Source organism: Amycolatopsis sp. NPDC051758 (assembly GCF_044453095.1).
In the GTDB taxonomy this organism is placed as follows: domain Bacteria; phylum Actinomycetota; class Actinomycetes; order Mycobacteriales; family Pseudonocardiaceae; genus Amycolatopsis.
This window is the reverse complement of record NZ_JBITCJ010000001.1, coordinates 1,254,112-1,277,021: the sequence shown is the minus strand read 5'-3', so window position 1 is coordinate 1,277,021 and position 22,910 is coordinate 1,254,112. Positions and strand designations below refer to the sequence as shown.

Genomic DNA, 22,910 nt, shown 5'->3' with positions numbered 1-22,910 from the left:
CCGTGGCACTCCTTGAAGTCCGTGACCTCACGGTCAACTTCGTCCGCCGCGGCGAGCGGAATTTCACCGCGGTCGACGGCGTCAGTTTCGACGTCGAACCGGGCCAGACCGTCGGCCTGGTCGGCGAGTCCGGTTGCGGCAAGTCGGTGACGTCGCTGGCGATCATGCGGCTGCTGGCCCGGCGCGGCAACAAGGTCAGCGGTTCGGTGCGCTTCGAAGGCACCGACCTGCTCAAGCTGTCCGACAAGGACATGCGCGACCGCCGCGGCCGCGACCTCGGCATGGTGTTCCAGGACCCGCTGTCCTCGCTGAACCCGGTCATCCCGATCGGGCTGCAGATCACCGAGGTGCTGGAGCGCCACCGCGGGATGTCGCGCAAGGCGGCGACCGTCGAAGCGACGGACCTGCTGGACAAGGTCGGCATCCCGGACCCGGCGCGGCGGCTCACCGAGTACCCGCACCAGCTGTCCGGCGGGATGCGGCAGCGCGCGCTGATCGCGATCGCGCTGGCGTGCCGGCCGCGGCTGCTCATCGCCGACGAGCCGACCACCGCACTGGACGTCACCATTCAGGCGCAGATCCTGGCGCTGCTGCGGGAACTGGTGCAGGACACCGGCACCGCGCTGATCATGATCACGCACGACCTCGGTGTGGTCGCCGGGCTGTGCGACGAGGTCAACGTGCTCTACGGCGGCCGGATCGTGGAGCGGGCGCAGCGGCACCAGCTGTTCGCCGAGCCGCGGCACCCGTACACCCACGGCTTGCTCGCCTCGATCCCGCGCCTCGACGCGGGCCGCGGCGAGAAGCTGGTCCCCATCCGCGGTTCCGTGGCCGACAACATCCCGTGGGAGGGCGGCTGCGCGTTCGCGCCCCGATGCCCGAACGCGCTGCCGGTCTGCCGTGAGGTTTCGCCGCAGCTGGTGCCCGACCAGGGTGGGCTGCTGCGCTGTCACAACCCCGTGCGGCCGGCGGTCGCTGCGGGAGGAGGAGCCCGATGACCCGTCCTGCTGGCGACGTGCTGCTGGAGGTCACCGACCTCAAGGTGCACTTCCCGATCAAGAGCGGCGTCGTGTTCGATCGGACGGTCGGCCACGTCTTCGCGGTCGACGGTGTCGACCTGGCCATCCGCCGCGGCGAGACCTACGGCCTGGTGGGCGAGTCCGGCTGCGGCAAGTCCACGTTGGGCCGGGCGATCCTGCGGCTCAGCGAGCCGACCGCCGGTTCGGTCGTCTTCGACGGCACCGACGTCGCGAAGCTCAAGGGTGAGGAGCTGCGGAAGGCCCGGCGCCGGATGCAGATGATCTTCCAGGACCCGCTGTCCAGTTTGGACCCGCGGCAGTCGGTGGAGTCGATCCTGCTCGAGGGCATGCACGCGCACGGCCTCGACAAGGACAAGGAAGCCACCCAGCGGCGGCTGCGGGAGCTGCTGTCCGCGGTCGGCCTGCCGGAGACGTCGCTGCGGAAGTATCCGCACGAGTTCTCGGGCGGGCAGCGCCAGCGCATCGGCATCGCGCGGGCGCTGGCGGTGGAGCCGGACCTGATCGTCGCCGACGAGCCGGTGTCCGCATTGGACGTTTCGGTGCAGGCCCAGGTGGTGAACCTGCTGGAGGACCTGCAGGACCAGCTCGGCCTGACCTACGTCGTGATCGCGCACGACCTCGCGGTGGTGCGGCACATCTCCGACCGCATCGGCGTGATGTACCTGGGTGCGCTGGTCGAGGAGACCGACGCGGACTCGCTGTACCGGGAACCGCTGCACCCGTACACACGGGCGCTGCTGTCGGCGATCCCGGTGCCGGACCCGCAGGTCGAGGACACCCGCGAGCAGATCCTGCTCGCCGGTGACCTGCCTTCGCCGGCGAACCCGCCGTCGGGCTGCCGCTTCCACACGCGTTGCCCGTGGAAGCAGGCGAGCCTGTGCGACACCGACCGCCCGCAGCTGCGGGAGATCGGCGGCGGTCACCGGGTGGCGTGCCACTACGCGGAGGACATCCGCGACGGGCGCATCCAGCCGCACGAGGTGAAGGCGGAGCTGGTGGAGCTCACCGGGGCGCTGAACCCCGACCTGGGCCCGCCGGACATCGGCACGTCCGCCGAAATCCTGTGACGACGAGCCGGCCGGGCACCTGGTGCCCGGCCGGCTTTCGTTTCACGGCTTGAGGTCGAGCGCCGCGCTCATCGAACCGTCCATGTAGAACGGCGTCGAGTCGTGCACGTGGGTGATCCGCCAGCCGTCGTCCCCCTTGCGGAAGCAGACGGTGGAGCGGAACCACAGCTCGAACGGCTGCGGCATCCCCTTCGGCGTCGTCGAAAGCCGGTTGAGCGCGTGGCTGAACGCGATGTCGCCGCCGACGGTGACCTTGAGGTCCCGGATCTCGTACTCGATCGGGCCGTCGAAGGTGGCGAACCAGGCCTTGCGCGCTTCGAGGTCTTCACCGTGGTGCACGAGCGGCGGGGCGAGGGTGAACGCGACGACGTCCGGCGCGTACTGCCCCGCCAGCGTCTCGGCGTCACGGCTGGTCATCGCCTGCGCGCGAACCGCCATGAGATCGCGGATCTGCTTCTCGTCGTGCTCGGTCATGCCATCCTCCTGAGGTGCCGGTGGTGCCTTTCACGGGAGACGTAGAAGCCGCCGCGCGGATTTCGACATCCTCCGGGAGGCCTTGGTGAAATATGTGGTCCTGATCTACGGCAACCCCGAGTCGCGCCAGGTGTGGGAGGGGATGAGCGACGAGCAGCGGGCGGCCGGGCTCGCGTACTACCAGCAGCTCAACGACGACCTCGACGCGTCCGGCGAGCGCATCGTCTCCGAGCGGCTCGCCTACCCGGAGCTGACGAAGCAGGTCAGCGTCGGCGACGGCGGCCCACTGACCACCGACGGGCCGTTCGCCGAGGTCAAGGAGTTCCTCGCGGGCTTCTACCTGCTGGACTGCGAGAGCTTCGAGCGCGCGGTCGAGATCGCCGGGCGGGTGCCCGAGGCGTCGTTCGGGGTGGTGGAGGTGCGCCCGGTGATGGGGCTGCACGGGCCGGAGCTGTGAACCTCCGCTCGCTCGCACCGCAGGTCCTCGCGGCGCTGGTCCGGCGCTACGGCGACTTCGAAGCCTGCGAGGACGCCGTCCAGGAAGCACTGCTGGCGGCGTCGGTGCAGTGGCCGTCATCGGGACTGCCGGACAACCCCAAGGGCTGGCTGATCACGACGGCGTCCCGCCGACGGATCGAGCAGCTGCGCAGCGATACGGCCCGCCAGCGCCGTGAAGAGGCGGCGGCGCTGGCTTCTCCGTCGGAGCCGGAACCGGTGGCCGTCGACGACACGCTGACGTTGCTGCTGCTCTGCTGCCACCCGTCGCTGACCCGGCCGTCCCAGGTGGCGCTGACCCTGCGCGCGGTCGGCGGCTTGACCACGGCGGAGATCGCGCGGGCGTTCCTGGTTCCCGAGGCCACGATCGGCCAGCGGATCAGCCGGGCGAAGCGGTCCTTGCGTGGCGAGCGGTTCGTCTCTGCTTCGGACCCTTCGCGGCTCGCTTCGGTGCTTCAGGTGCTGTACCTGATCTTCACGGAGGGGCATACGGCCAGTTCGGGTGACGCGCTGAACCGGGTGGAGCTGACGACCGAGGCGATCCGCTTGGTCCGGCAGCTGCGGTCCGAGCTTCCTTCGTCCGGGGAAGTCATCGGGCTGCTGGCGTTGATGCTGCTGACGGAGGCCCGTCGTCCGGCTCGGGTGTCTTCGGACGGCGCTTTGGTGCCGCTGGCTTTGCAGGACCGTTCGCTTTGGAACCGGGGATTCATCGAGGAGGGGGTTGCGCTGATTACGGGCGCGCTCTCTTCGGCGCCGGTGGGGCCTTATCAGCTTCAGGCGGCTATTGCGGCTGTTCACGATGAGGCTGCTTCTGCCGATGAGACGGACTGGGCGGAGATTCTTACGTTGTACGATCTGCTGCACGTGGTGGCGCCGGGGCCGATGGTGACCTTGAATCGGGTGGTGGCGTTTGCGCAGGTCCATGGGGCTTCGGCGGGGTTGGCGGAGCTCGCTGGGGTTGCTTCGGATCCGGCTTTGTCGGCGCATCATCGGGTGGATGCGGTGCGGGGGCATCTGCTGGAGTTGTCGGGTGATTCGGCTGGGGCACGGGAGGCTTACCTGGCCGCGGCTCGGCGGACGTTGAGCCTGCCGGAGCAGTCCTACCTCCAGTCCCGGGCGGCGCGCCTGCAGCCCTGACGGCTGCCGTGGTTCGGCGATGGGTTCCGGGCCTGGTCGATTTGCCGGCGTGCTTGGCCGGGTTCGCGACGCTCGACTCGCTCCCGATACTGACCCTCGCTGAGCAGGCGAGGGGACCGACCTTGCCGAGCGCTGTAACCTCCCACGCCCTGCCGGCGTGACTACAGGGGTTCGAGGCGCGATGCACCCAATGTGGCGTTCGGTGCATCTGACGCACCGAACGCCACATTGGGTGCATCACCTGGCTATCGCCAAGGACCGGGGCCCCGGAGGTTCCTGCACCGGAGATGCCTCGCGATCGGCGGTCGACTTTGCCGGGGGCCGACCCGCTCAGAGCACCACCCGCCCTGCCAAGGCAGAGTTGCGGTCCGGTCGGTCGACTCCTGCCGCGGCTGAACAGGCTCCAGCCCCGGTCATGCCGGCCACAGCTCGGCCGTAGCCAAGGTGGCGCGTGTCGCTGACGGCTCATTGAGCACGTGATCGGCGTGACTGCAGAGGTTTGAGGTCGCTGTGCCGAGGCGCGATGCACCCAATGTGGCATTGGGTGCATCTGACGCACCGAACGCCACATTGGGTGCATCACCTGGCTGCCACCACGGACCGGGCGCCCCGGAAGTGAACCGCCCCATCGGCGCCTCCTCCGCAGCAGTTGTCCACATGGGGGCAGAGCCTGTGGACAACTCCGGCACTGGGCAAAGTCCCCGGTCCTGCGGGAGGATCAGGCCATGCAGGTCACCGTGCTGGGCGCGTCGGGGCGGACCGGGTTCCACGTTGTCCGCCTGCTCATCGCCAGGGGTCACACCGTCCGGGCCGGGCTTCGCAGCCGGAAGCGGGCCGAGGTCTTTCGGGACGTCAAGGCCGATCCGGTCGTTGCCGACGTCACCGCCGATCCCGAAGACCTCGTCGAGGCCTTCAAGAACTCCGAAGTGGTCATCAACGCCATCGGCGCGCCCGATCCGGAACCCGAATCGGTGAATCTTGTCGACCGGGACGGGGCCATCACCGCCATGCGCGCCGCCGAGAAGGCCGGCGTTGCCCGCTTCATCCAGCTCTCCGCGCAGTTCGCCGACTCGCCCGACCAGGGTGACCGGCTCGTGCGGTCGATCCTGCTGGCCAAGCAGGTCTCCGACAGCGTCCTGCAGCGGTCCGCGCTGACCTGGACGATCGTCCGGCCCGGCACGCTCACCGACGGGCCCGCGACCGGCCGCGTCAAGGCCGCCGGGCACCTCGAGCCGGGGCGGATCGCGCGGCAGGACGTCGCCGCCGTGCTCGTCGGGGCCCTCGCTGAGCCGCTCACCGAAAACCGCGGTTTCGACGTCGTTTCCGGGGATTTCCCGGTCGGGTCCGCCCTCGCGACGCTCGACTGACGCTACTTAAGTCGTACTCGCGGTTATACCTGAGTAGGCCGCCCCGGTAAGGCCGTCCCCGGTACCCTGCGGAAAGCAGATCTTCCAAGCAGGGGGTACGGGTAGTGCACATCGACCAATGGCTGGAGGCGATCCCGCCGCTCTCGGTGTACCTGATCGTCGGCGCGGTGATCATGATCGAGAGCCTCGGCATCCCGCTCCCGGGTGAGATCGTGCTGGTCAGCGCGGCTCTGCTGGCCTCGCAGCACAGTAACCTCAATCCGCTGTGGATCGGCATCCTGGCCAGTGCCGGCGCCATCATCGGTGACAGCATCGGTTATCTGATCGGAAAGACCGGCGGGCAACGGCTGTTCGCGTGGGCCGGCCGGAAATTCCCGAAGCATTTCGGTCCGACGCATCTCGCCAACGCCGAACGCATCTTCGACAAACGCGGGGTGTGGGCGGTCTTCCTCGGCCGGTTCATCGCGTTCCTGCGTATCCTCGCCGGCCCGCTCGCCGGGTCGCTGCGCATGCACTACCCGAAGTTCCTGCTGGCGAACGCGGCCGGCGGCATCGTCTGGGCGGGTGGCACGACGGCCGCCGTCTACTACCTCGGGGTTGTCGCCGAAGAGTGGCTCGGCCGGTTCTCCAAGTTCGGTCTGGTCGCCGCGATCGTCATCGGCGTGGTCGTCTTCTTCGTGATGAAGAAGCGGCTCGGCCGCAAGCACGACGAGGAGACGCCCGAGCCCCAGGAAGAGAAGGCGGCCTAGGCCGGCACCTCTTCGGGCAGCAGCTCCGGGTCGGGCTTGCGCGCCCGCCGGATCGAGCCGAGCAGCACCCCGGCGATCACCACAACGGCGGCGCCGATCTCCAGGCCGGTCGGCCGCTCGCCCAGCAGCAGGAACGACGCCGTCAGCCCGACCACCGGCACGAGCAGCGAGAACGGCGAGACGACGCCGGCCGGGTTGCGCCGCATCAGCGTGGTCCACAGGCCCGACCCGACCACGGTGCCGATCAGCACGACGTACGCCAGCCCGCCGAGCGCGGTCAGCCCGGTCGGCGTGCCCAGCGTCGTCAACGATCGCCACTGCGCGGCCGGGCCCTCCATGACCAGCGAAAGCGCGAACATCGGCAGCGGCGGCACGACCGACATCCACAGCGTGAAGTGCAGCGGGTTGTCGGGCTCGGCCTTGCGGGTGCTGAGGTTGCCGAACGCCCAGCTCAGCGCGGCCAGCAGGGTCAGGATCATCGGCAGCAGGGCGGCGTGCCCGGACTGCTGCCACGCGATCGCCACCATCCCGGCGACGGCCAGCGCGATCCCGGCCAGCTGGTGCGGCGTGACGCGTTCACGCAGGAAGACGGCGCCGAGCAGCACCGTGAACGGCGCCGACGCCTGCAGCACCAGCGACGCGAGCCCGGTCGGCATCCCGGTGTCCATCGCGATGAACAGGAACGCGAACTGCCCGGTGCCGAACCCGAGGCCGTACCCGAGCAGGTGCCGCACCTTCACCTTCGGCCACGGCACGAACAGGATCGTCGGCACGGCGATCACGGCGAACCGCAGCGCACCCGCGAACACCGGCGGGAACTGGCCGAGCGTGGCGTGGATGGCGAGGAAGTTGAGGCCCCAGAGGACGGCGACGAGCACCGCGATCAGGCGGTCACGGGTGGGCATGCCTCCACTGTGACGATTCGGACCGTGAAGGACCAGCGAGAATATCTGCAGGAATCTTGTAGCCGTGCTTCACATATGCTGCCGGGGTGGATCTGGGTCGCCTTCGCACGTTGCGTGAGTTCGCCGACCGCGGGAGCGTGACGGCGGCCGCGCGGGCGCTGCACTGCACGCCGTCCGCCGTTTCGCAGCAGCTGCGCGCGCTGCAGGGGGAGGTCGGGCTGCCGCTCACCGAACCGGCGGGCCGCGGCCTGCGGCTGACCGACGCGGGCCGCGCGCTGGTCGCCCGCGCCGACGAGGTGCTGGCCGCGCTCGAGCGCGCCGAGTCCGAACTGGACACCTACCGCAGCGCACCGCGCGGCCGGGTGCGGCTCGCGATCTTCCAGTCGGCCGGGCTGATGCTGCTGCCGGGGCTGCTGACCCGCGTCGCCGGCTACGAGGGCCTGGAGGTCGACGTCCGGGACGTCGACATGACCCCGCCGGAGGTGCCCGGCCTGGTCGCGGACTACGACGTCGTCGTGGCGCACCGCGACGAGCACGCGCCGGAGTTCGACCAGGATCGCCTCGACGTCGTGCCGCTGCTGCGGGAGCCGCTGGACGTCGCACTTCCTGCCGGTCACCGGCTCGCCGGGCACCGTCGGGTCGAGCTGGCGGAGCTCGCGGACGAACGCTGGATCAGCGTCGACTTCGGCTTCCCGGTGGACGACGTGCTGCGCTCGCTGACCGTCCGCACCGGCGTCCGGCCGGTCGTGGTGCAGCGGATCAACGACTTCCGGATCACCGAACGGCTGGTCGCCGCCGGTCACGGGATCGCGCTGCTGCCGCGGTACACGATGAACACCCGCCGCGGCAGCGGCCTGGTCGGGCGGCCCCTGGCGGGGATCCGCGCGGCGCGGCTGGTGGAGGCGGTGTGCCGCACGGGTGCGCTGCAGCGCCCGGCCGTCGCGAAGGTGATCGACGAGCTGCGCGCGGAGATCGCTCAGCTCACGGCTTGAAACTGCGGAGGTAGCCCAGCGCGATCTGCAGCGCGTCCTCCAATGCCGTGATGTCGTGCCGGATGTGGGCCAGCAGCAGTCCACCTTGGACGGACGTCATCGCCGCCTGCGCCAGCCGTGCCGGGTCGGCGCCGGGTGCCAGCTCGCCCCGGTCCCGCAGCGTGACCAGCCCGCGCTCCAGGTGGGATTCCCACTTCCGGTACGCCTGGTCGACCAGCGGGGCGAGCTTCGGGTTGTCGCCCACCTCGCCGGCGAGGTTGCCCAGCGGGCAGGCGATCGGCCCGCCCGCCCGGCGCTGGACGTCCAGCAGCTGCTCGGTCCACGTCTCGAGGTCCGCCCAGGACGTCAGCTCGAAGATCGCGGGCTGGTTGGCGAGGATCTGCTCCAGGTAGCGGTCGATCACGGCCCCGACCAGCTGATCCTTGTTCTTGAAGTAGTGGTACATCTGCGATTTCCCGGCCCCGCTCGCGGCGAGCACCTTGTCGAGGCTCGTGCCCGAGACGCCGTTGACGTACATCAGCCCGGCCGCCGCGTCGACGATCGTGTCGCGGGTCCGCTTGCCACGCGCAGTCGTGGCTGCCGCTTGCGCCTCCATGTACCGGATAGTACAGTCTGCTTCACTGTACCAATCAGTACAACCAGCTAGGGGGATCCATGACACTCGAAACCGCCCTGACCGGAGTGAACGACCACCTTCGCGGGGTGCTGCCGCCGGAGATCTTCGACGTCCTCGAAGCCGACCGGCGCCGCGCCCGGAAGACGGAGTTCGCCGAGGTGGGCACCAAAGTTGAGGACTTCGAGCTGCCGGGGGCCGACGGAGCGCCGTCGAGCCTGGGCGAGCTCGTCGCGGCCGGGCCGGCGGTGCTCGTGTTCTACCGCGGCCAGTGGTGCCCGTACTGCAACCTGACCCTGCGCACCTACCAGCAGGAACTCCTGCCCGAGCTGACGACGCTCGGCGCGACCCTGGCGGCGATCAGCCCGCAGCGGCCGGACGGCTCGGTGCCGGTGGCCGAGCTGGAGTTCCCGGTGCTTTCGGATGCCGGCAGCACCGTCGCGCGGGGGCTCGGGCTGAGCTACCCGGTTTCCGCTCCCGTGCGCGAGGCCATGGAAACACTCGGCACGGACCTCGAAGAGGTCAACGGCACCTGGGAGCTGGTCCACCCGGCGGTCGTCGTGGTCGATCGGGACCGTGTCGTCCGGTTCGTCGACGTCCATCCGGACTTCGTCACGCGCACCGAGCCGGCGCAGATCCTCGAAGCGGTCAAATCGCTTTAGCGCCGCGCTTCACGCCGTAGGTGATCACCGAACCCAGGATCAGGGCGACGCCGAGGGAGAGCAGCATGCTGATCCCGGGTTCGGTGATGATCTGGCCGCCCGCGTAGCCGAGGAAGGCCACGTACGACGTCCAGAGCGTGACGCCGATGGCGGAAGCGGTGAAGAACTCCGCCACCGGCCACCGGAGCGAGCCGGCGAGCAGGGCGCCGATCGTCCCGCCCGACGGCAGCCAGCGGGCCGCCACCAGCACCGGCCGGGGGTGGCGCTGCAGGCGCCCGTTGAGCCAGCCGATGCCGGCGGCGATCTTCTTCCGCCGGCTCAGCCGGTCCAGCGCCGCCCGGCCGCCGAACCGGCCGAGGACGTAGAGCACCTGGTCCGAGACCAGGCACCCGGCCGAGGCCACGGTGATCACCAGCGCCAGCGAAGTCCCGCCCTGCGCCGCCGCGATGCCCATGCCGAGGAGCGTCACCTCGGTGGGCAGCAGTGGCACCAGCGAGACGACGAACAGCACCAGGAGTCCCGCCGTAGTCGCGTCCACACCTCCATTAACCGCCCGTCCGGCGCGGATCATGCCCGATCACCGGGGACTCACAGGAAGCCGACAGCTCGCCCACAGACTGCGGGAACCATGACAGGAGTTGTCATGGTTCGGCGCGAAGGTCGTTCTCATGAGCACACTCACGGGAAAAGTCGCCCTGGTCGCGGGCGGGACACGCGGGGCGAGCCGGGCGATCGCGGTCGAGCTGGGCCGGGCGGGCGCGTTCGTCTACGTGACCGGCCGGTCGACCCGCGCCGGGCGGTCCGAAGTGGACCGTCCCGAAACCATCGAGGAGACCGCCGAGCTGATCGAAGCGGCGGGCGGGCAGGCGAAGGCGATCCGCGTCGACCACCTGGTGCCGGACGAGGTCGCCGCGCTGGCCGACCAGGTCGGTCCGCTCGACATCCTGGTCGACGGCCTCTGGGGCGGCGACCAGCACCTCGGCTGGGGCAAGCCGGTGTGGGAGCACGACCTGGACGCCGGCCTGCGGATGCTCCGCCTCGGCATCGACGCGCACCTGATCACCAGCCACTTCCTGCTGCCGCTGCTGATCAAGCGCCCGGGCGGGCTGGTGGTCGAGATGACGGACGGCACGGCCGAATACAACGCGAAGTACCGCGAAGGGACTTCGCTGCCGTTCTACGTCGCGAAGGCGTCGGCGCACCTGATCGCGATCGGCGAAGCGGCCGAGCTGGCTTCGCACGGGGCGACCGCGGTCGCGTTCACCCCGGGGTACCTGCGTTCGGAGATGATGCTGGACATCTACGGCGTCACCGAGGACAACTGGCGCGACGCGTGCGCGCAGGTGCCGCATTTCGCGATCTCGGAGACGCCGACGTTCTGCGGCCGCACGGTTGTCGCGCTGGCGGCGGATCCTGCGCGGAATCGGTGGTCCGGGCAGACGTTGAGCAGCGGACAGCTGGCGAAGGAGTACGGGGTGGACGACGTCGACGGCAGCCGGCCGGACGCTTGGCGGTACATGGTCGAGGTCGCCGACGCGGGGAAGGCGGCGGACACGACCGGCTACCGCTGAGCGTTGCGGGCGGCCAGCTCGGCGCCGATCGCGGCGAGCGCCGTCCGCACTTCCGGTGGGTCGAGCACTTCGACGCCGGGGCTGAGCGCGACCAGCTGGCCGAGGCCGATCTCGTCACCTTCCAGGGCGAGTTCGGCTTCGGCCCAGCCGTCGACGTCCGGCTCGCCCAGGGACACCACCGTGTCCGCGAGGTGCTCGCCGCCGAAGACGCGGCGCAGCTCGCGCACCGCCAGCCGGTTCAGCCGGGCAGTGACCCGCAAGGGGCGTGCGACCTGCTCGAACGTCGCCGATGACGCGCGCCACCAGCGGGCCAGGTCGAAGTCCGCCGGCCGGTCGAACGCGACCTCCGAAGAAGCGGCGTTCAGGATCCGTGAGACGCGGTACGTCCGGAACGCGTTGTCCTCCGGCACCCGCGCGACCAAGTACCAGACGCCCGCCTTGAGCACGAGCCCCAGCGGCTCGAGCAGCCGCGAGGCGACCTTGTCACGACGTCGATAAGCAACAGAGAGCTGCCGCTGCGCCCAGACCGCGTGGACAACCGTGGCCAGCACCGGCGGCTCGTCGGCGCCGCCGAACCAGCCGGGCGCGTCCAGGTGGAAGCGCCCGGCGACCAGCGCGGCGTGCTCCTGCTGCTCCGCCGGCATGCCGGCGGACACCTTCGCCCGCGCCGCGCTGCCCGCGGTGCCGAGGCCGAGCCCGGCGAGCGCCTCCGGCACCCCGAGTGCGAAGAGCGCGACGGCTTCGCGCGCGGTGAGACCGTCGAGACCCGCGCGCCAGCCGTCGACCAGCCGGAAGCCGCCGTGGCGGCCCTGCTCGGTCCACAGTGGAACGCCGGCGTCGCGCAGCGCGGCCAGGTCCCGGTGCATGGTGCGTTCGGAGACGCCGAGCTCCTCGGCCAGCTCCGCGGCGGTCGCGCTGCGCCGGCGTTGCAACGTGAACAACAGCGCGACCAGCCGCTCGGCTTTCACCGGTTGGCGCGGTTCACCGCCGAGACGACCGCACGCAGCGACGCCGTGACGATCGACGGGTCGATCCCGATGCCCCAGAACACCCGGTCCGAGATCGCGCACTCGATGTACGACGCGGCGCGCGCGTCGTCGCCCGGCGAGAGCGTGTGCTCGCTGTAGTCCAGGAGCCGCAGGTCGAAGCCGACGGTCGACAGCGCGTCGAAGAACGCCGCGATCGGGCCGTTGCCGCGGCCGGTGACCTCGTGCTCGTCACCTTCCACCCGCACGGTCGCGGTGATGTCGTACTCGCCGTCCCCGTTGTCGCGGACGTGCTGGCGGACCAGCTCCAGCGGCGTCTTCAGCTCCAGGTACTCGGTCGCGAAGGCGTTGTACATCGTGGTCGGGTCGACCTCGCCGCCCTCGGTGTCGGTGTAGCGCTGGATGACCTTCGAGAACTCGATCTGCAGGCGCCGCGGCAGGTCGAGCTGGTGCTCGGCCTTCATGATGTAGGCGACGCCGCCCTTGCCGGACTGCGAGTTCACCCGGATCACGGCCTCGTACGTGCGGCCGACGTCCTTCGGGTCGATCGGCAGGTACGGGACCTCCCACGGGTACTCGTCGACCGGCACGCCCTGCTTGCCGGCGGCGTCCTTCAGCGCGTCGAGGCCCTTGTTGATCGCGTCCTGGTGCGAGCCCGAGAAGGCGGTGAACACCAGGTCGCCGCCCCACGGCGAGCGTTCCGGCACGGGCAGCTGGTTGCAGTACTCGACGGTCCGCTTGATCTCGTCCATGTCGGAGAAGTCGATCTGCGGGTCGATGCCCTGGCTGTAGAGGTTCATGCCCAGCGCGACGAGGTCGACGTTGCCGGTGCGCTCGCCGTTGCCGAAAAGGCAGCCTTCGATCCGGTCCGCGCCGGCCTGGTACCCCAGCTCGGCGGCGGCGATGCCGGTGCCGCGGTCGTTGTGCGGGTGCAGCGACAGGATCACCGAGTCGCGGCGCTCCAGGTTCCGGCTCATCCACTCGATCGAGTCGGCGTAGACGTTCGGCGTCGCCATCTCGACGGTCGCCGGCAGGTTCAGGATCACCGGCTTCTCCGGCGTCGGCTGCCAGATTTCGGTGACGGCGTTGCAGACCTCGAGCGCGTACGACAGCTCGGTGCCGGTGTAGGACTCGGGCGAGTACTGGAACCGGAAGTCGGTGTCGGGCTGCTTCGCGGCCAGCTCGACGACCAGTTCCGCGGCCTGCGTCGCGATCTTCTTGATGCCTTCGCGCTCCTCGCGGAAGACGACACGGCGCTGCAGGATCGACGTCGAGTTGTAGATGTGGACGATCGCGCGCGGCGCGCCTTCGAGGGCCTGGAAGGTCCGCTCGATCAGCTCGTGGCGGCACTGGGTCAGCACCTGGATGCTGACGTCGTCCGGGATGGCGCCTTCGTCGATGATCTCGCGGACGAAGTCGAAGTCGGTCTGCGACGCGGCCGGGAAGCCGACCTCGATCTCCTTGTAGCCCATGCGTACGAGCAGGTCGAAGAACTTGCGCTTGCGCGCGGGCGACATCGGGTCGATCAGCGCCTGGTTGCCGTCCCGCAGGTCGACGGCGCACCACAGTGGCGCGCGGTCGATGCGCTTTTCCGGCCAGGTGCGGTCGGGCAGGTCGATGTTCTCGACGAGGTCGTACCAGGGGCGGTAGCGGTGGACCGGCATGGACGTGCCGCGCTGGGTGTTCCAAGCGGGCTGGTCAGCGGGCGCGGGACGAGAGGGTTTGCGGATGCGCGAACTCATGAAAGGGGTGTCTCCAGCTCGACGGGTGCGACCGGCACCACGAAGCCCCGCGACGGGGAGCCGGTCCGGTCAGGCCCCGTCGCGGCAGCGAAGCAGGAGAGCACGCGCCACGCCCCCACCATAACCACGGAACGCCGCCAGGGGGAAGCCGGGCCGCGATTCAACTGTTACGTGGGATGGGCCGTTGGTGTTACCAGCGGGTAGCAATCGGCCCAGTGCCGTGCGAAACTGCGGACATGGCTGAACACGCAGAGTCGTCAGCGTCGAAGGAGACGGAGGTCTCCCGCCGCGCCCCCGTCGACTGGCGCCGGACCGGCGGCCGCGTCGCGTCCGTGGTGGCGTCGATCGTCCGCTGGGTGGGACTGGTCTTCGCGGCGATCCTGGTGATCCACGTGATCTTCACGGTCGGCTCGGCGAACCCGGACAACGGGATCGTGTCGTTCGTCCACTCCTGGGCGGACGGCTTGGCGCTGGGCTTCAGCGACCTGTTCACGCCGAGTGACGAAAAGCTGCGCGTGCTGGTGAACTACGGCATCGCGGCGCTCTTCTGGCTCGTGGTGTCGGGCATCCTCGCCAAGGTGATCCGCCGGGTGGGCGGGGCTTCCTGACGCGGCGCGCCGCTTCGAACGCGCCGTCCGCGGCGAATGGCGCGATTCGCGGACCCGATTGCGACGCGTGAACTCGTGCCTCGCGTGATCAGAGCCGTATCCGGCGTGACTGGAGGCGTAACTCGCGAGTTCCGGCCCCAATCACGCGAATCACGTCGGCGATCACGCGAGTTCCGGGTCCTGCCGGTCTAAAGGGCCGGCTTTCCCCACTCGTCGGTGAACGCGAACTCCTCGAGCGGCAGCCGCTCTCGCTCCGCCTTCTCCCGCTCGATCCGCCAGTCCTCCTCCAGCACGTCCGGGTGACCCGGCGCCCCGACCGCGATCGCCACCTTCGGGACGGCGTCGGACGGCAACGAGAACGCCGCCCGGACCGCGTCCGCGGAGAAGCCCGCCATCTGGTGCGCCACCAGGCCGAGCTCCACCGCCTGCAGCACGAGGTTCTCCGAAGCCAGCCCCAGCCCGTACTCGGCGTACGGCACCGCGCCCTTCTCGTTCGTCGTCACCATCACGCCGATCAGCAGCAGGCTCGCCCGGTGTGCCCATGCCCGGTTGCCGGAGTTGAGCGTCGCCAGGATCGCTTCGAACGCCGGGGTGCCGCGGACGCCCACCAGGTAGCGGGCCGGCTGGGTGTTGCCGAACGACGGCGCCCAGCGGGCCGCTTCCAGGAGGGCTCTCACCTGCTCCGAGGTGATGACAAAGGACGCGTCGTAGGCCCGGGGGCTCCACCGCTCGGCCATCAGGGCAGCGATCGGGATGCTCGTCACAGCTGGTTTGCGCACGATCAACACGGTACCCAGGCGTGCGCTGCATCACTCGAAAGGAAGGGCTCCGCGCATTTCGTTGGTGTTACGGAAGATTTACTTCCGGGCCGCCCGCATCCGGCGCCCGCCCCACGTCAAGAGGGTGGCGGGCCGCGGAACCCCCGGTAGGCTCCTTCTCAAATATGGGACGCGGGGGCTCTCCGGTGCCCACCAGGGAGCAGACCCGGCCCGTCTAGGAGGTTCGGGCGTGGCCCTCGTGGTCCAGAAGTACGGCGGATCGTCGCTGGAAAGTGCCGACCGGATCAAGCGCGTCGCGGAACGGATCGTCGCCACGAAGAAGGCCGGCAACGACGTCGTGGTGGTCTGCTCGGCGATGGGTGACACCACCGACGAGCTGCTCGACCTGGCGCAGCAGGTCAACCCGGCGCCGCCGGAGCGGGAGATGGACATGCTGCTCACCGCGGGTGAGCGCATCTCGAACTCGCTGGTCGCCATGGCCATCTCGGCCCAGGGCGCGGAGGCGTGGTCGTTCACCGGTTCGCAGGCCGGCGTCGTCACGACGTCGGTGCACGGCAACGCGCGCATCATCGACGTCACGCCGAGCCGCGTCACCGAAGCCCTCGAGCAGGGTTACGTCGCGCTGGTGGCGGGCTTCCAGGGCGTCGCGCAGGACACCAAGGACATCACCACGCTGGGCCGCGGCGGCTCGGACACCACCGCCGTCGCGCTGGCCGCCGCGCTGAACGCCGACGTCTGCGAGATCTACTCCGATGTGGACGGTGTGTACTCCGCCGACCCGCGAATCGTCCCGGACGCGCGGAAGCTCGACACCATCCCGTACGAGGAGATGCTCGAGCTCGCGGCGAGCGGGTCGAAGATCCTGCACCTGCGTTCGGTCGAGTACGCGCGCCGGTACGGCGTGCCGATCCGAGTCCGTTCTTCCTACAGTGACAAGCCGGGCACGACGGTGACCGGTTCTATCGAGGAGATCCCCGTGGAACAAGCCCTGATCACCGGTGTGGCGCACGACCGCTCCGAAGCGAAGATCACGGTCACCGGGGTGCCGGACCACGCCGGTGCCGCGGCGCGGATCTTCCGCGTGATCGCCGACGCCGAGATCGACATCGACATGGTGCTGCAGAACGTGTCCAGCACGGTGTCCGGCCGCACGGACATCACGTTCACGCTGTCGAAGGCCAACGGCGCCAAGGCGGTCAAGGAGCTGGAGAAGGTCAAGGCGGAGATCGGCTTCGAGTCGGTGCTCTACGACGACCACGTCGGCAAGGTCTCGCTGGTCGGCGCCGGGATGCGCTCGCACCCGGGTGTCACGGCGACGTTCTGCGAAGCGCTGGCCCAGTCCGGCGTCAACATCGAAATCATCAACACCTCGGAGATCCGCATCTCGGTGCTGATCCGGGACGCGCAGCTCGACGACGCCGTGCGCGCGATCCACGAGGCGTTCGAACTCGGCGGCGACGAAGAAGCCGTCGTCTACGCGGGGAGTGGTCGCTGATGGCGGACGGACTGCGGATCGGGGTGGTCGGCGCGACCGGCCAGGTCGGTGCGGTGATGCGCAAGCTGCTGGCGGAGCGGGAGTTCCCGGTCGCCGAGCTGCGGTATTTCGCTTCGGCGCGCTCGGCGGGGTCGAAGCTGCCGTGGCGCGACACCGAGATCACCGTCGAGGACGCGGAAACGGCGGATCCGTCCGGTTTGGACATCGCGCTGTTCTCCGCGGGCGGGTCGACCTCGAAGGCGCAGGCGCCGCGGTTCGCCGAGGCCGGCGTCACGGTGATCGACAACTCTTCGGCGTTCCGGATGGACCCGGACGTGCCGCTGGTCGTCAGCGAGGTCAACCCGGAGGCGATCAAGGAGGCGCGGAAGGGGATCATCGCGAACCCCAACTGCACCACCATGGCCGCGATGCCGGTGCTGAAGCCGCTGCACGACGAGGCCGGGCTGGTGCGGCTGGTCGCGTCGACGTACCAGGCGGTGTCCGGCAGCGGGCTGGCCGGCGTGGACGAGCTCGCGGGCCAGGTCCGCGCGGCGGCCGAGCACGCTTCCCTGCTGACGCACGACGGCGCGGCGATCGAGTTCCCGGCGCCGAACAAGTACGTCCGGCCGATCGCGTTCAACGTCCTGCCGATGGCCGGGTCCATTGTGGACGACGGTGAGTTCGAGACGGACGAAGAGAAGAAGTTCCGCAACGAGAGCCGCAAGATCCTGAGCATCCCGGGGCTCGGCGTGTCCTGCACGTGCGTGCGCGTGCCGGTGTTCTCGGGGCACTCGATCTCGGTCAACGTCGAGTTCGAGCGGGCCTTGACGGTCGAGCGCGCGACGGAGCTGCTGACACACGCGCCGGGTGTCGAGCTGTCGGAGATCCCGACCCCGCTGCAGGCGGCGGGCAACGACCCGAGCTACGTCGGCCGCATCCGCGTCGACCAGGGTGTCGAGGGCGGCCGCGGGCTGGCGCTGTTCATCTCGAACGACAACCTGCGCAAGGGCGCGGCGCTCAACACGGTGCAGCTCGCGGAGCTGGTGGCGCAGCAGCTCTGAGCCGGTACACAGTGGACAACTGAAAAACGCCTTGTCGTTCTTGCGGTGCCCGGGGGATCCTGGGCACCGCAAAAGCGTTTCAGGGGAGGAAACCATGTACACCGCCGTCGACGGCGCGCGTGTTCCGATTCGGATGTGGGCGGATCCGGCGTCCGTCGAAGATCAGGCCATGCGGCAGCTGCACAACGTCGCGAACCTGCCGTGGGTGCACGGCGTCGCCGTGATGCCCGATGTGCACTACGGCAAGGGCGCCACCGTCGGCAGTGTCATCGCCATGCGTGACGCCGTTTCGCCCGCCGCGGTCGGTGTTGACATCGGGTGCGGGATGAGCGCCGTCCGGACGTCGCTCTCCGCGAGTGACCTGCCGGACGACCTCGGGAAGCTGCGCCGGCGCATCGAGAGCGCCGTTCCGGTGGGCTTCGGCCTGCACAAGACGCCGGTGAACCCGGCCAAGGTGCACGGGGTCGGCGGCTGGGACACGTTCTGGAAGGGCTTCGGTGAGCTGCACAGCGGTGTCCAGGAGCTGCACGACCGGGCCGCGCGGCAGATCGGGAGCCTCGGGGGCGGGAACCACTTCATCGAGGTCTGCCTCGAGGAAGGCGTCGGCCGGGTCTGGCTGATGCTGCACTCGGGTTCGCGCAACATCGGCAAGGAGCTGGCGGAGCGGCACATGGCCGTCGCGCGCAAGCTGCCGCACAACGCCGACCTGCCCGACCGGGACCTCGCGGTGTTCGTCGCCGGCACGCCGGAGATGGCGGCCTACCGGCGCGACCTGTTCTGGGCGCAGGACTACGCGGCGCGCAACCGCGCCACCATGGTCGCGCTCGTGAAGCAGGCGCTGGCGGACGTCGTGCCGGGCACGACCTTCGACGACGCGATCTCCTGCCACCACAACTACGTCGCCGAGGAGAGCTACGACGGTGTTGAGCTGCTCGTCACCCGGAAGGGCGCGATCCGCGCCGGATCGGGTGATCTCGGGATCATCCCGGGCAGCATGGGGACCGGTTCGTACATCGTCCGCGGGCTGGGCAACAAGTCGTCCTTCGAGTCGGCGTCGCACGGCGCCGGGCGCCGGATGTCGCGCAACAAGGCCAAGAAGCTGTTCACGGCCGACGACCTCGCGGCGCAGACGGCCGGGGTCGAGTGCCGCAAGGACTCCGGTGTGGTCGACGAGATCCCGGCCGCGTACAAGGACATCGACTCGGTGATCCGGGCCCAGACGGACCTGGTCGAGGTCGTGGCGCAGCTCAAGCAGGTCGTCTGCGTCAAGGGCTGAAGCGGTACGTTGGATTCATGACGAGGGGTGGAACGACGGCCGCGCTGCTGGCCGGGGCCGCACTGCTGCTGAGCGGGTGCGACCAGGTCGGCAACGCGGTCGACCAGGGGGCGAAGACCGCGGACAAGGTGAGCGCGTGTTCCGAGGCACTCGGGCTCGCCGACCTGAACCCGCTGGTTGATCCGGCGAAGCTCAAGGCGCGCGCCGAGGACAAGGAAAAGCGGCTGCGCGAGCTTGCGGGGAGCGTCCAGGACCAGGACGTCAAGAACGCGCTGTTCGGCATGGCCGACTCCTACGTCGAGGTGCAGAAGGAACGCATCGAAGACGCCGGGGTCGTGGCCCAGTGGGTGCAGCGCAACGTCAAGAAGCTCGACGCCCTGCGCGCGGCCTGCGGCGGCTGATCACTCGGGACCGGCCGCCGCGGCCGCCAGCGCGGGGGCCGGGTCCGCGGCCGGCTCCGGCGTCCGCCGGTGCAGCAGCCCGGCCGAAGCGATCAGCAGGCCGCCGAGCCCGGCCGCGGCGAAACCCCACGCCGGGCTCGAGTGGTCGATCGCGAAGCCGACCACCGGGCTGCCGAGCGCCAGGCCCAGCCGGGTCGACGCGTCCTGCAGGCCCATCGCCTCGCCGCGGACCTGTGGCGGGGCGATCCGGCTGACCGTCTCGGTGGTCGCCGCGAGGGTCGGCGCGCAGAGCAGGTTCGTCGGGATCAGCACCAGCATCAGCAGCCACCACGGCTGGTCGGCCAGCCCGACCGGCACCACCAGCAGCGCGAGCAGCAGCATCAGCACACCCTGCGGCAGCGACCGCTTCACCGCGCCGTGCACGATGCCGCCGAGGATGGACGCCGCGCACATCACCGCGATGACCAGCCCGGTCGCCCCGAGGTCGCCGTTCGCACGCAGCGCCGCGAGGGTCGCCAGTTCGGTGCCGACCAGCACGAACAACGCGCCGGCCGCGATCATCAGCGTCGCCAGCAGGCGGCCGGTGAGCCAGCTCCGCAGCCGCGGCCGGGGGCCGGGCGCGACCGGGTCGGCCACCACCTCCCGGATCGGCGGGTTCACCAGCCAGATCAGGAACGCCGTGCCGCCGAACAGCACGCCGAGCGCGCTGAGCGTCCAGGCCGGGGAGAACGTGGTGATCGCCGCGATGCCGGCCGCGGGGCCGATCATGAACGTCGCTTCGATCGAGATGGTGTCGAGGGAGTACGCCGCGCGCAGCTCCCCGGCCGGCACGAGCGCGGCCAGGACCTGCCGCGCCAGCGAGCCCGCCGGCACCGAGAGCATCCCGGCCGGGACCGCGACCGCGGCGAGCGCCTCGTACGGCAGGTGCGGCGCCGCGATCCAGAACACCGTGGTGCCGATCCCGCAGACGGCGACGATCGGCCGCAGCCCGTACTTGTCGAAGCAGCGGCCGAGCAGCGGCGCGCCGAGGGCCATCCCGAGGGTGACACCGGCGCCGACCAGCCCGGCGGCGCCGTAACCACGGCCGAGCCCGGTGACGACGTACAGCGTCATCAGCACGCCGTTCATCGTCATCGGCAGCCGCGCCAGGAACATCAGGGCCATCGTCGAGGGGACCCGGGGCACGGCGAGGACTCGGCGGTACGGCTGCAGTGGCACGCCTTCGATGAGAACCCAAGGTGGTACGCGCGTGCAACATATTTCCCCGGTCACTCTCCCTGGCGCGAAGAAATTTTGAGAGCTACTCTCATTTGGTGGTAACTACCAAATGGGGGTCACTATGACTGAGATCTATCCGCGCAGGTGGTGGGCGCTTGGAGCGCTCGCGGTGAGCCTGCTGACCGTCGGGCTCGACCTGACCGTGCTGAACGTCGCCGTGCCGACGCTGGCCGTCGACCTCGGCGCCACGACGACGCAGCTGCAGTGGTTCGGCAACGCCTACACGCTGGCGCTGGCCGCGCTGCTGCTGCCGGCGGGCCTGCTGGGCGACCGGTTCGGCCCGAAGAAGCTGCTGCTCGGCGCGCTGGCCGTGTTCGGCCTGGCCTCGCTGGGGTGCGCCTACGCCGGTTCGCCCGGCCAGCTGATCGCCGCCCGGGTCGTGCTCGGTGTCGGGGCCGCGTTCCTCATCCCGCTTTCGCTCTCCCTGCTGAACATCCTGTTCCCGCCGGAGGAGCGGGCGAAGGCGCTGACGACCTGGGTGATGGCGACGTTCGCCGGCATCCCGCTCGGGCCGCTGCTCGGCGGCTGGCTGCTCGACCACTTCGCGTGGGGCTCGGTGTTCCTCATCAACGTCCCGCTGACCGTGGTCGGCCTGGTCGCGGTGCTGTTCCTGGTGCCGCTGACCCGTGGCTCCGGCCGGGGCGCGATCGACTTCCGGGGCATCGTGCTCTCGGCCGCCGGGCTGGTCGCCCTCACCTACGGCTTCGTCTACGCCGGCGAGCACGGCTGGGCCGCCCCGGCGACGTACGGCCTGCTCGCGCTCGGCGCCGCGCTGCTCGGGGTGTTCTGCTGGACGCAGACGCGGGTGGCCTCGCCCCTGGCCGACCTGGTGTTGTTCCGCGAGCCGCGGTTCGTCTGGGGTGCGGTGCTCGCGACCGTAGCCTCCTTCGCGCTGATGGGCGTGATGTTCGTGCTGCCGCAGCTGTTCCAGGCGGTGCAGGGGGCCGACGCGCTGCAGACCGGGGTCCGGCTGCTGCCGCTGATCGCCGGGATGCTCGTCGCGTCGAAGATCGCCGAACGGCTGGTCGCCGCGCTCGGTGTGCGGGTGGTCGTCACCGCCGGGTTCGTGCTGCTCGCGGCCGGGCTGGCCTGGGGTTCGGCAACCACGCCGTCGGACGGCTACGGCGCCACCGTCGGCTGGGAGCTCGTCATCGGCCTCGGCACGGGGTGCACGCTGACCCCGCTGATGTCGATGGCGATGGGCGCGCTCACCGAGGGCCGCTCGGGCGCCGGTTCGGCGCTGATCCAGGTGCTGCGCCAGGTCGGCGGGACCATCGGCGTCGCGGTGCTGGGCACCGTCCTCAACGGCGTCTACCGCGACGGCGTCGCCACCGGCGGCCTGCCGGCCCAGGTGGCGGACGCGGCGCGCGGAAGCGCTTCCGGCGCGATCGCCGTCGCCGGGAAGCTGCACCTGCCCGCGCTCGCCGACTCCGCGCGGCTCGCGTTCACCGACGGCATGGCCGCGACGCTGTGGGTGTGCGCCGGGCTCGGCGTGGCCGGCGCGCTGCTGGCGCTGCTGTTCCTGCCCGGGCGGACGGCCGCGGCGGCGCAACGGCGAGAATCGGAGCATGACGTCGTCGCCATCTGAGCCCATGGGGCTGCGGGAGCGGAAGAAGGCCAGGACGCGGGCCGCGATCCAGCGGCACGCGTTGCGGCTGTTCCGGGAGCAGGGGTACAGCGCGACGACGGTCGACCAGATCGCGGCCGCGGCGGAGATCTCGCCCAGCACCTTCTTCCGCTACTTCGCGACGAAGGAGGCGGCGGTCCTCTACGACCCCGTCGACCCGGTCTTCATCGCGACCGCGATCGCGCAGCCCGCCGAGCTCGGCCTGATCCCGGCCATGCGGGCGACGGTGGCCGACGTCCTCGCGCGGTTCTCCGAGGAGGAGATGGAGGACATCCGCCAGCGGCAGCTGATGGTGTTCCGCGAGCCCGAGCTGCGGGCCGCGACCATGGACCAGTTCGCCGAGGGGATCGAGCTGATCGCCGGCGTCGCCGCGCGGCGCACCGGCCGGGCGCCGGACGACTTCCAGGTGCGCAACTGGGCCGGGGCGGTGGTAGGAGTGCTGCTGGCGGCGTTCGTCAAGGCGGCGGGTGATCCCGGCAGCGACTACCTGGTGCTGCTCGACGAAGCGCTGGTCCACCTGGAATCCGGCCTGCCGCTTTGACCGGTTCGGGAATTGATTTCGCATTTCTGTCTTCACCACGGGCCGAACCTTGTGGGTGGCGGTGC

Annotated in this window: 24 protein-coding genes; 16 read left to right on the top strand and 8 right to left on the bottom strand. The window is 70.3% G+C overall.

Annotation, left to right across the window (positions count from 1 at the left end; all coding sequences use genetic code 11):
- Positions 1-2: 2 nt before the first annotated feature.
- The gene (locus ACIA5G_RS06660; protein ID WP_395921190.1) at positions 3-998 is read left to right on the top strand and encodes an ABC transporter ATP-binding protein; all 996 of its coding nucleotides are present in this window, start codon (positions 3-5) and stop codon (positions 996-998) included.
- Positions 995-2,107 (top strand): ABC transporter ATP-binding protein, encoded by a 1,113-nt coding sequence (locus tag ACIA5G_RS06655; protein ID WP_395921189.1) that lies wholly within the window; start codon positions 995-997, stop codon positions 2,105-2,107. The genes ACIA5G_RS06660 and ACIA5G_RS06655 overlap by 4 nt, the downstream gene beginning before the upstream one ends.
- A gap of 42 nt (positions 2,108-2,149) precedes the next feature.
- On the opposite strand, the gene ACIA5G_RS06650 is transcribed toward ACIA5G_RS06655, so the two are convergent.
- Entirely contained in the window at positions 2,150-2,581 is a 432-nt protein-coding gene (locus tag ACIA5G_RS06650) for a YybH family protein (protein ID WP_395921188.1), read from the bottom strand.
- Positions 2,582-2,666: 85 nt separating this feature from the next.
- On the opposite strand from ACIA5G_RS06650, the gene ACIA5G_RS06645 reads away from it, so the two are divergent.
- The 4 genes from ACIA5G_RS06645 (at position 2,667) to ACIA5G_RS06630 (ending at position 6,329) form a co-directional block, all read left to right on the top strand.
- Positions 2,667-3,038, top strand: a complete 372-nt coding sequence (locus ACIA5G_RS06645) for a YciI family protein (RefSeq protein ID WP_395921187.1) — start codon at positions 2,667-2,669, stop codon at positions 3,036-3,038.
- Positions 3,035-4,213, top strand: coding sequence for an RNA polymerase sigma factor (locus tag ACIA5G_RS06640; protein WP_395921186.1), 1,179 nt, complete (start codon positions 3,035-3,037; stop codon positions 4,211-4,213). Before ACIA5G_RS06645 ends, ACIA5G_RS06640 begins: the two co-directional genes overlap by 4 nt.
- A 725-nt stretch (positions 4,214-4,938) precedes the next feature.
- A complete protein-coding gene (locus ACIA5G_RS06635) occupies positions 4,939-5,580 on the top strand; it encodes an SDR family oxidoreductase (protein WP_395921185.1) in 642 nt (213 codons plus the stop codon).
- A gap of 104 nt (positions 5,581-5,684) precedes the next feature.
- A complete protein-coding gene (locus tag ACIA5G_RS06630; RefSeq protein WP_395921184.1) occupies positions 5,685-6,329 on the top strand; it encodes a DedA family protein in 645 nt (214 codons plus the stop codon).
- On the opposite strand, the gene ACIA5G_RS06625 is transcribed toward ACIA5G_RS06630, so the two are convergent.
- Entirely contained in the window at positions 6,326-7,234 is a 909-nt protein-coding gene (locus ACIA5G_RS06625; protein WP_395921183.1) for an EamA family transporter, read from the bottom strand. The two genes, ACIA5G_RS06630 and ACIA5G_RS06625, sit on opposite strands and share 4 nt — an antisense overlap.
- A gap of 86 nt (positions 7,235-7,320) precedes the next feature.
- Between ACIA5G_RS06625 and ACIA5G_RS06620 the strand changes: the two genes are divergently transcribed.
- Entirely contained in the window at positions 7,321-8,226 is a 906-nt protein-coding gene (locus ACIA5G_RS06620) for a LysR family transcriptional regulator (protein ID WP_395921182.1), read from the top strand.
- Here ACIA5G_RS06620 and ACIA5G_RS06615 read toward each other — a convergent pair.
- Entirely contained in the window at positions 8,216-8,821 is a 606-nt protein-coding gene (locus ACIA5G_RS06615) for a TetR/AcrR family transcriptional regulator (protein ID WP_395921181.1), read from the bottom strand. The genes ACIA5G_RS06620 and ACIA5G_RS06615 overlap by 11 nt on opposite strands.
- A gap of 59 nt (positions 8,822-8,880) precedes the next feature.
- On the opposite strand from ACIA5G_RS06615, the gene ACIA5G_RS06610 reads away from it, so the two are divergent.
- Positions 8,881-9,501, top strand: a complete 621-nt coding sequence (locus ACIA5G_RS06610) for a peroxiredoxin-like family protein (protein WP_395921180.1) — start codon at positions 8,881-8,883, stop codon at positions 9,499-9,501.
- Here the strand turns inward: ACIA5G_RS06610 and ACIA5G_RS06605 are convergent.
- Positions 9,488-10,039, bottom strand: coding sequence for a DedA family protein (locus ACIA5G_RS06605; RefSeq protein ID WP_395921179.1), 552 nt, complete (start codon positions 10,037-10,039; stop codon positions 9,488-9,490). The genes ACIA5G_RS06610 and ACIA5G_RS06605 overlap by 14 nt on opposite strands.
- 130 nt (positions 10,040-10,169) lie before the next feature.
- On the opposite strand from ACIA5G_RS06605, the gene ACIA5G_RS06600 reads away from it, so the two are divergent.
- Complete coding sequence (locus ACIA5G_RS06600; RefSeq protein WP_395921178.1) at positions 10,170-11,072, top strand: SDR family oxidoreductase; 903 nt, start codon at positions 10,170-10,172, stop codon at positions 11,070-11,072.
- On the opposite strand, the gene ACIA5G_RS06595 is transcribed toward ACIA5G_RS06600, so the two are convergent.
- Positions 11,063-12,040 carry a helix-turn-helix transcriptional regulator gene (locus ACIA5G_RS06595; protein ID WP_395921177.1) on the bottom strand — a complete coding sequence of 326 codons (978 nt, stop codon included), beginning with the start codon at positions 12,038-12,040 and terminating at the stop codon, positions 11,063-11,065. The genes ACIA5G_RS06600 and ACIA5G_RS06595 overlap by 10 nt on opposite strands.
- Positions 12,037-13,800: a 2-isopropylmalate synthase gene (gene leuA / locus ACIA5G_RS06590; RefSeq protein WP_395921176.1), complete on the bottom strand. Its 1,764-nt coding sequence runs from the start codon at positions 13,798-13,800 to the stop codon at positions 12,037-12,039. Before leuA ends, ACIA5G_RS06595 begins: the two co-directional genes overlap by 4 nt.
- Before the next feature lie 236 nt (positions 13,801-14,036).
- On the opposite strand from leuA, the gene ACIA5G_RS06585 reads away from it, so the two are divergent.
- A complete protein-coding gene (locus tag ACIA5G_RS06585) occupies positions 14,037-14,408 on the top strand; it encodes a hypothetical protein (RefSeq protein ID WP_395921175.1) in 372 nt (123 codons plus the stop codon).
- Between the two features lie 188 nt (positions 14,409-14,596).
- On the opposite strand, the gene ACIA5G_RS06580 is transcribed toward ACIA5G_RS06585, so the two are convergent.
- On the bottom strand, positions 14,597-15,187 hold the full coding sequence (locus ACIA5G_RS06580; RefSeq protein WP_395921174.1) for a nitroreductase family protein: 591 nt from the start codon (positions 15,185-15,187) through the stop codon (positions 14,597-14,599).
- 229 nt (positions 15,188-15,416) lie between these two features.
- Between ACIA5G_RS06580 and ACIA5G_RS06575 the strand changes: the two genes are divergently transcribed.
- The 4 genes from ACIA5G_RS06575 (at position 15,417) to ACIA5G_RS06560 (ending at position 19,399) form a co-directional block, all read left to right on the top strand.
- Positions 15,417-16,682 carry an aspartate kinase gene (locus ACIA5G_RS06575; RefSeq protein WP_395921173.1) on the top strand — a complete coding sequence of 422 codons (1,266 nt, stop codon included), beginning with the start codon at positions 15,417-15,419 and terminating at the stop codon, positions 16,680-16,682.
- Complete coding sequence (locus ACIA5G_RS06570; protein ID WP_395921172.1) at positions 16,682-17,722, top strand: aspartate-semialdehyde dehydrogenase; 1,041 nt, start codon at positions 16,682-16,684, stop codon at positions 17,720-17,722. The genes ACIA5G_RS06575 and ACIA5G_RS06570 overlap by 1 nt, the downstream gene beginning before the upstream one ends.
- Before the next feature lie 94 nt (positions 17,723-17,816).
- Positions 17,817-18,998, top strand: coding sequence for an RtcB family protein (locus ACIA5G_RS06565; RefSeq protein WP_395921171.1), 1,182 nt, complete (start codon positions 17,817-17,819; stop codon positions 18,996-18,998).
- A gap of 17 nt (positions 18,999-19,015) precedes the next feature.
- On the top strand, positions 19,016-19,399 hold the full coding sequence (locus tag ACIA5G_RS06560) for a hypothetical protein (RefSeq protein WP_395921170.1): 384 nt from the start codon (positions 19,016-19,018) through the stop codon (positions 19,397-19,399).
- On the opposite strand, the gene ACIA5G_RS06555 is transcribed toward ACIA5G_RS06560, so the two are convergent.
- Positions 19,400-20,554: an MFS transporter gene (locus ACIA5G_RS06555; protein ID WP_395921920.1), complete on the bottom strand. Its 1,155-nt coding sequence runs from the start codon at positions 20,552-20,554 to the stop codon at positions 19,400-19,402. It lies immediately after the preceding gene.
- Positions 20,555-20,738: 184 nt separating this feature from the next.
- Here ACIA5G_RS06555 and ACIA5G_RS06550 point away from each other — a divergent pair, with 184 nt between their 5' ends.
- Both ACIA5G_RS06550 and ACIA5G_RS06545 read left to right on the top strand, forming a co-directional pair.
- Positions 20,739-22,265 (top strand): DHA2 family efflux MFS transporter permease subunit, encoded by a 1,527-nt coding sequence (locus ACIA5G_RS06550; RefSeq protein WP_395921169.1) that lies wholly within the window; start codon positions 20,739-20,741, stop codon positions 22,263-22,265.
- Positions 22,246-22,845: a TetR family transcriptional regulator gene (locus ACIA5G_RS06545; protein WP_395921168.1), complete on the top strand. Its 600-nt coding sequence runs from the start codon at positions 22,246-22,248 to the stop codon at positions 22,843-22,845. Before ACIA5G_RS06550 ends, ACIA5G_RS06545 begins: the two co-directional genes overlap by 20 nt.
- The last annotated feature ends 65 nt before the right edge of the window (positions 22,846-22,910 follow it).

Bases quoted from the DNA above. Each gene is read 5' to 3' on its own strand.
- ACIA5G_RS06625 (WP_395921183.1), bottom strand. From the start codon at position 7,234: ATGCCCACCCGTGACCGCCTGATCGCGGTGCTCGTCGCCGTCCTCTGG.
- ACIA5G_RS06565 (WP_395921171.1), top strand. From the start codon at position 17,817: ATGTACACCGCCGTCGACGGCGCGCGTGTTCCGATTCGGATGTGGGCG.
- ACIA5G_RS06600 (WP_395921178.1), top strand. From the start codon at position 10,170: ATGAGCACACTCACGGGAAAAGTCGCCCTGGTCGCGGGCGGGACACGC.
- ACIA5G_RS06550 (WP_395921169.1), top strand. From the start codon at position 20,739: ATGACTGAGATCTATCCGCGCAGGTGGTGGGCGCTTGGAGCGCTCGCG.
- leuA (WP_395921176.1), bottom strand. From the start codon at position 13,800: ATGAGTTCGCGCATCCGCAAACCCTCTCGTCCCGCGCCCGCTGACCAG.
- ACIA5G_RS06650 (WP_395921188.1), bottom strand. From the start codon at position 2,581: ATGACCGAGCACGACGAGAAGCAGATCCGCGATCTCATGGCGGTTCGC.
- ACIA5G_RS06585 (WP_395921175.1), top strand. From the start codon at position 14,037: ATGGCTGAACACGCAGAGTCGTCAGCGTCGAAGGAGACGGAGGTCTCC.
- ACIA5G_RS06555 (WP_395921920.1), bottom strand. From the start codon at position 20,554: ATGTTCCTGGCGCGGCTGCCGATGACGATGAACGGCGTGCTGATGACG.
- ACIA5G_RS06655 (WP_395921189.1), top strand. From the start codon at position 995: ATGACCCGTCCTGCTGGCGACGTGCTGCTGGAGGTCACCGACCTCAAG.
- ACIA5G_RS06545 (WP_395921168.1), top strand. From the start codon at position 22,246: ATGACGTCGTCGCCATCTGAGCCCATGGGGCTGCGGGAGCGGAAGAAG.
- ACIA5G_RS06570 (WP_395921172.1), top strand. From the start codon at position 16,682: ATGGCGGACGGACTGCGGATCGGGGTGGTCGGCGCGACCGGCCAGGTC.
- ACIA5G_RS06615 (WP_395921181.1), bottom strand. From the start codon at position 8,821: ATGGAGGCGCAAGCGGCAGCCACGACTGCGCGTGGCAAGCGGACCCGC.
- ACIA5G_RS06610 (WP_395921180.1), top strand. From the start codon at position 8,881: ATGACACTCGAAACCGCCCTGACCGGAGTGAACGACCACCTTCGCGGG.
- ACIA5G_RS06560 (WP_395921170.1), top strand. From the start codon at position 19,016: ATGACGAGGGGTGGAACGACGGCCGCGCTGCTGGCCGGGGCCGCACTG.
- ACIA5G_RS06635 (WP_395921185.1), top strand. From the start codon at position 4,939: ATGCAGGTCACCGTGCTGGGCGCGTCGGGGCGGACCGGGTTCCACGTT.